The organism is Aestuariibius insulae, assembly GCF_040783535.2.
Lineage (GTDB): Bacteria > Pseudomonadota > Alphaproteobacteria > Rhodobacterales > Rhodobacteraceae > Aestuariibius > Aestuariibius insulae.
In genome coordinates this window covers 180,888-188,819 of sequence record NZ_JBFONW020000007.1, presented here as the reverse complement: position 1 = coordinate 188,819, position 7,932 = coordinate 180,888, and the positions used below count along the sequence as shown (strand labels likewise).

Sequence of the window (7,932 nt, the reverse complement as noted above, 5' to 3'; positions counted from 1 at the left end):
CCCCCCCCCGCTTCATCTGGCCATAAATACTCAAATCCAGCGCGCTCAACGTGCCCGCCGCTCGGGCCAAGACGACCACCGGCCCCGCCTGTCTCAATTCCCGCCGATCCCCCTTCCCGCCTCCGGTCCATCCCGCTATCCATGGCGGGACATGACCGACGACCTCCTCCCCGATCCGACCCAAATCCCCAGCGCCCCTCACCCCAGGGAGACCGAAACGCTGTTCGGCCAATCCGAGGCAGAGGCGGCCTTTCTGGGCGCCATGGGATCGGGCAGGCTGCACCATGGCTGGCTTCTCACCGGTCCTCGCGGCATCGGCAAGGCGACCCTCGCCTGGAAGATCGCAGCGGCGCTCCTTGCAGGACAAGTCACTGATGCACAAGCGCTTTTCACAGAAAGTCCGGCGCTCGAGATTCCCTTGGATCACCCGGACCGCCGTCTTCTCCTCGCGGGCAGTCATCCGCGCCTCTTCCTCCTCCGGCGCAGCTACGACGGCAAGACCAAGCGTCTGAAATCCGCCATCGGCGTCGACGAGGTGCGCGCTCTCAAAGGCTTCTTCTCGATGTCCGCCGCCGACGGGGGCCACCGGGCCGTTATCGTGGACAGCGCCGATGAGATGACGAACCAGGCTGCCAACGCACTCCTCAAGCTGCTCGAAGAACCGCCTGTCAGTACCACGCTGCTTCTGATCTCGCATCAGCCCTCGCGCCTTTTGCCGACGATCCGCTCTCGCTGCCGGACGCTGCGCCTCGCCCCGCTCTCGCCCGAGGATACGGCAGCGGCCCTCGCGCAGGCAGGCTTCGCCAGCGAGGAATCGCCCGCCCTCGCGGCCCTGACCGCAGGATCCGTCGGTGACGCGATCCGCCTTCTGGCGATGGATGGCTTGCCGCTCTATGCCGATCTGGTCAAGCTTCTGACCGGCCTGCCAAATCTCGACCGGCCCGCTCTGCTCAAACTCGCCGAAAGTGCGACCGGCGCGAAGAACGCCCCCCGTTTCGACCTGCTCCTCGACCTGACCGAAATTGCGATGGCCCGCATTGCCCGCGCGGGGCTCACCGGCCCGCCCGCCGCGCAGGCCGCCCCAGGCGAAGCGCTGCTGCTGCAAAAGCTCAGCCCCGATGCCCGCGCCGCCCGCCAATGGGCCGCGCTGGCCGAAGACCTTTCCTCCCGCGTCCGTCACGCGCAGGCGGTCAACCTTGACCCTGCTCAGGTGATCCTCGATATGGCCTTTAGGATCGAACAGACGGCCCACCGTCTCGCCGCCTGAGGAGCCGTCTTGTCCCAGCCCCCGATCACCGACAGCCATTGCCACCTCGATTTCCCCGATTTCGACGGCGAACACGGCGCCCTTATCGCACGCGCTGCCGAGGCGGGCGTGACCCGCATGGTCACGATCTGCACCAAGCTCCGGCTCGAGCCGCAGGTCCGCACCCTGTCCGAGGCGCACGCCCCCGTCTTCTACGCCGCAGGCACCCACCCGATGAGCGTCGCGGACGAGCCGATGGCCACCGTGGATCAACTCAAACCCCTAGCAAAGCACCCGAAATTCGTCGGCATCGGAGAGACTGGGCTCGACTACCACTACACGGCCGACACCAAGGATCTGCAGCAAGAGAGCCTGCGCCTTCATATTGAAGCGGCCCGCCAAACCGGCCTGCCGCTCATCATCCACGCCCGCGCCGCAGACGAGGACATGGCGCGGATCCTGACCGAAGAGCATCAGGCAGGCCCCTATTCCTGCGTCATGCACTGCTTTTCCTCCGGTCCCGATCTGGCGCAAGCCGCCCTTGATCTGGGCTTCTATCTCTCCATGTCCGGCATCGCTGCTTTCCCAAAAAGCACCGAGCTGCGCGAGATCTTCAAAACCGCCCCGCTCGACCGGATCCTCGTCGAGACCGACAGCCCCTATCTCGCGCCCCCGCCCCATCGCGGCAGGCGCAACGAGCCGGCATATACAGCCCATACCGCCGCCCGGGCCGCCGAACTTTTCGAGCTGGACTACGCCGGTTTCGCCGCCCGAACCGAGGCCAACTTCGACCGCCTATTCGCGAAAGCCGCCGCCTGGAGCCCCGATGGCTGAGCGCCGCTTCACCATTCTCGGCTGCGGCTCGTCCGGCGGCGTCCCGAGGCTCGGGGGTCACTGGGGCGCCTGCGATCCGGACAACCCGAAGAACCGCCGCCGCCGCTGCTCTCTCCTCATCGAGCAAACAGGCGCCACTGGCACCACCCGCGCACTGATCGACACCTCTCCCGATCTGCGCGCCCAACTCCTCGATGCCGATATCGGAGAGCTTGACGCCGTCATCTACACCCATTCGCATGCCGATCATGTCCACGGTCTCGACGATCTTCGGATGATCGTCTTCAACATGCGCAAACGCCTGCCGGTCTGGGCCGATGGCGCGACCCAGAACGACCTGCTCTCTCGCTTCGGCTACGCCTTCGTACAGCCCAAGGGCTCCCCCTATCCGCCGATCCTCGATCTCAACACGATCGATGGTCCCGTGACCATTGATGGCGCAGGCGGAGAGATCACCCTTACCCCGTTCGAAGTCGATCACGGCGCCATCGACGCGCTCGGCTTTCGTATCGGAGACGTGGCCTATCTGCCGGATGTCTCCGACATTCCCGACGCCGCGTGGCCTGCTCTCCAGAACCTCGATACCTGGATTCTCGACGCCTTGCGCCGCGATCCGCATCCGACCCATGCCCATCTCGCCAAGTCACTGGATTGGATCGAAAAGATGGCCCCGAAAGAGGCGATCCTGACCAACATGCATATCGATCTCGACTACGAGACGGTGCTGGCCGAAACACCCGAAAACGTGCGCCCTGCCTATGATGGCCTGACCCTCTGCCATGATCTCTAAGCACCGACCTCATCCTCATCTTGCCCTAAATACCTCCGCCGGAGGCATCCGCGCCTTCAGCCAGCGCTCCGCCTGACATGGCGGCGCTGACGGTCGTCATCCTGCCGGTCTTCCTGCTGATCGGTGCGGGCTATGGCGCGGTCCGGATGGGCTGGTTCTCGGATAGCGGCGTCGACGGGTTGATGAAGTTCACCCAAGGCTTTGCTATCCCCTGTTTGCTCTTCCGCGCGATCTCCACCCTCGATCTGCAGTCGAATTTCGACCCCGCCCTCCTCTTCAGCTTCTATCTTGGCGCCACCGCGGGCTTTCTCGCAGGGCTCTTCGGCGCGCGCCTGCTCGCGGGACGCGAATGGGAAGATTGTGTGGCCATCGGCTTTTGCTGTCTCTTCTCGAACTCGCTTCTGCTCGGTCTTCCCATCACCGAACGCGCCTACGGCGCTCAAGCGCTCGAGGCGAACTTCGCCATCATCGCGCTCCACTCCCCGTTCTGCTACGGCCTCGGCATTACGGTGATGGAGATCGTCAAAGCGCGCGGCACACCCAGTGCCCGCCTGCCTCTGACCGTCCTCAAGGCCATGTTCCGCAACGCCCTGATCCTCGGGATCACCGCAGGCCTCATCGTCAACCTGTCAGGCCTCACCCTGCCTCGGCCCGTCACCGACGCCATCGACCTGCTGGCCCGGACCGCCCTGCCGGCCGCGCTTTTCGGTCTGGGCGGCGTGCTTTACCGCTACAAGCCCGAAGGCGATCTGCGCCTGATCCTCGCCGTTTGCGCCATCGGACTGATCCTGCACCCCGCCATCACCTGGACGATGGGAGGCTTCACAGGTCTGGGCCGCGACGCCTTCCGCTCCGCCGTCGTGACGGCGGCGATGGCACCGGGCATCAATGCCTATATCTTTGCCGATATGTATGGACGCGCCCGACGGGTCGCGGCGTCCAGCGTCCTGATCGGAACCGGATTGTCGATCCTGACGGTCTGGCTTTGGCTCGCGATCCTGCCCTGACAGGCGCTCCTTAGGCGAGAAAGGCCCGCGCCTCAAAGCCTTTCAGGCTGGGATGAACCGACGGACCATATGCCCCCTCGACCTCGGCGATCTCGGAAAAGATCTCAAGCAATTCCGCCCGTGCTGCCGCATCGAGCTTATCGAGCGTGCGGATCCCGGGATGCAGGCTCTCCGCCTCCGCCCCTTCGGCAAAGATGATCTGATGGCGGTCGAACATCAGGTGGTGATACTCGACCGTGCCGCCAAGACGGCGCGTGACCGTATCGTCATTGAGGAAATGGACCGCAGGCACCAACGCCTCGATCTCGCCGAAAAGAAGCTCCGCCTTCCAGCCGGAGACCCGGACCCGGTGCTGCGGCGACAGGACCAGCTCGCGCTCGTTCCCGATCACGCCCGGCTTGAAGACGATGGGCGCCATCGACCCGATCGCCGCAAAGCGCCGCACACCGTGCCAGCGCACCGTCTGAAACCCATTATCGCGCGTCCGCACGCGCATACCGACCTCGATCTCCTCAATTGGCATCGGGCCACGCTCGGTCTCGATCAGCGTGCCTGCGCCAAAGCAGATCGGCGTCGCGTAATCCGCCGCCGGGAAATTAGGGCCCTCTGCCGCCGATACCACCGTCAGCGGCACACCGACCGGAGGAAAACCGCCCGGCCCTCCGATAAAGGCGAGACCCTCGACCGTCCCGTAAGATGGGTTCGTCGTCGCAATGTTGAACCCGACCAGCGTCCACGTGACCGGATTGCCCTCGCTGTCGAAAGTCCCGTCGGTGACGACAAAGGAATACTCCGCCTCCACCTTGGATCCGGCGCTGAAGGTCGATCCGTCCAGGCTCGTCTCGTTGACCAACGTCTGGGCCGTCGTGCCCCGCGTGTCATTGTCGGAAAAGTTGGCGTCGTCGTCCGAAATCTCGGTCGGCATCCAGTTGGACCCGCCCAGCGTCAGCGTATCACCCACCAAATGCGAGCCGTCCCCCTGGTTCACACCATCGAGATTCTCGGCCGTCCCATCGCTGTTCGTCAGCGTGATATCAGCCTCATCGAGGACATAGATCGTGTAGTTCGGCATCTCGGCACTCGTTACGCAAGGTCAGCTTGGGTCTCGGGAATAATCACATCCGAATGGTCCTGAAAAGGCCCAACTAAGGCGACGCTACGGCAAATCGTTCAACTCGGCGACAGTCCCCTCAACCGTTCCGAGCGTCGACGCAAAACCTCCAACATCGTCAGTAGAAGGATCGAGATGATGACGAGAAGCGTGGCCACCGCGAGGATCGTCGGCGAAATCTGCTCGCGTAGTCCGGTGAACATCTGCCAAGGCAAGGTCGTCTGACTTGCCGACCCCACGAAAAGCACGACCACCACTTCGTCGAACGACGTAATAAACGCAAAAAGCCCGCCAGACACGACCCCGGGCAGGATCAACGGCATCTGCACTTTGAAGAAGGTCCGCACCGGCCCCGCCCCCAGATTGGCCGCAGCCCGCGTCAGCGACCGGTCGAACCCGATCAGCGTCGCCGTCACCGTGATGATGACAAAGGGAATCCCCAGCGCCGCATGGGCCAGAACAACCCCGGTATATGTGCCGGTCAACGTGAACGGCAGCTCTACCCGACCCAAGAAAGGGACCGGAATGTAGGGGTTGGAGTAGAAGAAATACATACCCGTCGCCGAGATGATCAGCGGCACGATCATCGGCGAAATCAGGATCGCCATGATCGTGCCCCGGAACGGCACATGGCTCTGGCTCAGACCGATAGCCGCGAGCGTGCCGAGGCTCACTGAAATCAGCGTCGCGGCAGGCGCGATCTTCAGCGAGTTCCACATCGCCTGCTGCCAGTCATTGCTGGTGAAAAAATCCTCGTAATGCTTGAGAGAGTATCCCTCCGGGTCCAGAGCCAGCATCTTTGGCGTGAAGGTAAAGAAATCCTGCGCGTTGAAGCTCAGCGGGATGATGACGAGGATCGGCGCGATCAGGAAAAAGAAGATCAGCCCGCAAAGGACGCGAAAGCCGTAATGCCAGATCCGCTGCCCGGTCGTCGCATAAGGTGCCAGTGCCATATCCTCAGCCCCCCAGCTTCACGTTGTCGATGCCCACGATCCGGTCGTAAAGCCAGTAAAGCACCAGAACCAGCGCCAGCAGGATCGACCCCAATGCTGCTGCCAGACCCCAATTGAGCGAGGTCGAGATGTGATAGGCGATCCGATTGGAGATAAAGACACCCTTGGTGCCGCCCACCAGTTCCGGCGTGATGTAATAGCCGATGGCCAGAATGAAGACGAGGATCGACCCCGCCCCGATCCCCGGCACGCTCAGCGGGAAATAGACCCGCCAGAACGCGGTCCAGTTCGTGGCCCCCAGCGACTTGGCCGCGCGCAGGAAGGACGGGTTGATCGTCTTCATCACCGAATAAAGCGGCAAGATCATGAACGGCAAAAGGATATGCGTCATCGCAATCACCGTGCCGGTGGCATTGTTGATCATTACCAGCCGGTTCGCATTATCCAAAATCCCGCTCCAGACGAGGATATCGTTGATGACCCCCTGTTGCTGCAGCAGCACCTTCCACGCGCTCGTGCGCACCAGAAGCGATGTCCAGAACGGCAGCAGAACAAGGATCATCAGAAGGTTCGCGCTTCTTGCGGGAAGGTTGGCCAGAAGCCATGCAATGGGATAGCCCAGCAGAATACACGAGCCGGTAATCAGCAGGCTCATCCACATCGTGCGCAAAAATAGCGTGCCATAGATCCGCTGGTTCTCGGGTTGGCGCTCGACACCGGTCGATGTGAGTTGCCGGTCGGTCGCGCGCAGAAAATAGCCCGCGGTGTAGCGATCGGAATAGGCCTCGATCGTCCCCCAGACCTCGGGGCTGGCCCAGTCCTCGTCGATATCGAGAAACGCGGCGCTGACATCCTCGGTCAGAAAATCGCTCGCTGCGTCCTGCAACGAGGCCAGCGGCACATCTGTCGCCGCGATCTCCTCCGGGATCGTCTCCAAAGCCGCCAGATCCTCGACCAGCGCGCGATAGACGACCGGCCATGGCTCTTCCTCGGTCGGGCTGTCCTCATCCTCGATCTGGAGCGTCCGCGCAAAGGCCTGATAAAGATCCGAGCTTAGCGGCAAAGCGTCCCGTGCCGCATCGCTCAGCCGAAAGCGCGGCTCGGCCCCCTCGCCCTCCTCCGCCGCCCACTCGGCCTGCGCCTCGATCCAGTCGGGATCGGCCATCAAAGTTACCCACGTCGCGGGCTCCTCCCACACGGCATTGACGCCGACGACCTGCGCCATTGCGGTCTCGCCGATCTCGTCCACCCCGCGCCCGGTCTTGCGGAACAGCGAGGATATTCCCGTCATCTCGTAATTCAATCGGCTGCCCAGCCGCGTATGGGCCTTGCGCTCAACCGCGATGTTCAGATCGCCCGCCAGCGCCAGAAAGACCGGCTCGCCCGGCACGGTCTCGCCGTCCCATTCGTCCAGCGCAATCACGGTACGCGGCAGCGTCTCGCTCACGATCTGGTTCTCGACCGACCGGAAAAGCATATCGGCGATCGGCGCAATGAACGTGAGCAGAATGAACAGCAAAAGCGGCGCGATCAGCAGCAGCGCCCGCAGCTTGGACCGCCTGAGCGACCGCGCCAGCGACGCTTTCAAGGGGCGTCCATCGGCGGCCAGCATCGGCCCCTCCGCCCGCTCGGCATTGCGCAGGGCATTGTCCGGCGTCGCGCCAGTGAACTGATCGGGACCGGTGGCCGTATCCGACATCAGGTGCCTTCCACGATGACGATGCGGCTGTCGGCCGTGCGGTGCCGGATCTTCACGACCTCCTGATAATCTGGATCGTGATAGGCCGCCTTGGCCATCTCGTAACTTGGAAATTCGATGACGACATGCCGGTCGTAAAGCGCCCCCTCCGGCGCTTCGGACGAACCGCCCCGGACGATGAACCGCCCGCCAAGACCCTCGAGGATCGGCGTATCGCGCTCCACATATTCCTTGTAGGCCTCGGGATCGTTCACGGTGATATGTCCGATGATATAGCCCTTGGGCATGTCCG

8 protein-coding genes are annotated in these 7,932 nt (G+C 63.2%); 4 read left to right on the top strand and 4 right to left on the bottom strand.

The genetic code is table 11. The features are described from left to right. The 4 genes from AAD018_RS18290 to AAD018_RS18275 form a co-directional block, all read left to right on the top strand. The coding region (locus AAD018_RS18290; protein ID WP_367316577.1) for a DNA polymerase III subunit delta' at positions 1-1,267 on the top strand (1,267 nt) is incomplete at its 5' end. A gap of 9 nt (positions 1,268-1,276) precedes the next feature. Beyond that, positions 1,277-2,080, top strand: coding sequence for a TatD family hydrolase (locus AAD018_RS18285; RefSeq protein ID WP_367316576.1), 804 nt, complete (start codon positions 1,277-1,279; stop codon positions 2,078-2,080). Further along, the gene (locus AAD018_RS18280; protein WP_367316575.1) at positions 2,073-2,870 is read left to right on the top strand and encodes an MBL fold metallo-hydrolase; all 798 of its coding nucleotides are present in this window, start codon (positions 2,073-2,075) and stop codon (positions 2,868-2,870) included. The genes AAD018_RS18285 and AAD018_RS18280 overlap by 8 nt, the downstream gene beginning before the upstream one ends. Before the next feature lie 77 nt (positions 2,871-2,947). After that, positions 2,948-3,877, top strand: coding sequence for an AEC family transporter (locus AAD018_RS18275; protein WP_367316574.1), 930 nt, complete (start codon positions 2,948-2,950; stop codon positions 3,875-3,877). Positions 3,878-3,887: 10 nt separating this feature from the next. Here the strand turns inward: AAD018_RS18275 and AAD018_RS18270 are convergent, their stop codons facing one another. The 4 genes from AAD018_RS18270 to AAD018_RS18255 all read right to left on the bottom strand — a co-directional run bounded on the left by AAD018_RS18270 (position 3,888) and on the right by AAD018_RS18255 (position 7,927). Next, positions 3,888-4,949 (bottom strand): Hint domain-containing protein, encoded by a 1,062-nt coding sequence (locus tag AAD018_RS18270; RefSeq protein WP_367316573.1) that lies wholly within the window; start codon positions 4,947-4,949, stop codon positions 3,888-3,890. 98 nt (positions 4,950-5,047) lie between these two features. Then, the gene (locus AAD018_RS18265; protein WP_367316572.1) at positions 5,048-5,941 is read right to left on the bottom strand and encodes an ABC transporter permease; all 894 of its coding nucleotides are present in this window, start codon (positions 5,939-5,941) and stop codon (positions 5,048-5,050) included. A gap of 4 nt (positions 5,942-5,945) precedes the next feature. Further along, on the bottom strand, positions 5,946-7,640 hold the full coding sequence (locus AAD018_RS18260; protein ID WP_367316571.1) for an ABC transporter permease: 1,695 nt from the start codon (positions 7,638-7,640) through the stop codon (positions 5,946-5,948). Further along, the gene (locus AAD018_RS18255; protein WP_367316570.1) at positions 7,640-7,927 is read right to left on the bottom strand and encodes a DUF1330 domain-containing protein; all 288 of its coding nucleotides are present in this window, start codon (positions 7,925-7,927) and stop codon (positions 7,640-7,642) included. The genes AAD018_RS18260 and AAD018_RS18255 overlap by 1 nt, the downstream gene beginning before the upstream one ends. Positions 7,928-7,932: the final 5 nt, after the last annotated feature.

What these genes read in the sequence shown, in the direction of transcription:
- AAD018_RS18280 (WP_367316575.1), top strand. Translation starts at nt 2,073, where the DNA reads ATGGCTGAGCGCCGCTTCACCATTCTCGGCTGCGGCTCGTCCGGCGGC.
- AAD018_RS18270 (WP_367316573.1), bottom strand. Translation starts at nt 4,949, where the DNA reads ATGCCGAACTACACGATCTATGTCCTCGATGAGGCTGATATCACGCTG.
- AAD018_RS18275 (WP_367316574.1), top strand. Translation starts at nt 2,948, where the DNA reads ATGGCGGCGCTGACGGTCGTCATCCTGCCGGTCTTCCTGCTGATCGGT.
- AAD018_RS18255 (WP_367316570.1), bottom strand. Translation starts at nt 7,927, where the DNA reads ATGCCCAAGGGCTATATCATCGGACATATCACCGTGAACGATCCCGAG.
- AAD018_RS18260 (WP_367316571.1), bottom strand. Translation starts at nt 7,640, where the DNA reads ATGTCGGATACGGCCACCGGTCCCGATCAGTTCACTGGCGCGACGCCG.
- AAD018_RS18265 (WP_367316572.1), bottom strand. Translation starts at nt 5,941, where the DNA reads ATGGCACTGGCACCTTATGCGACGACCGGGCAGCGGATCTGGCATTAC.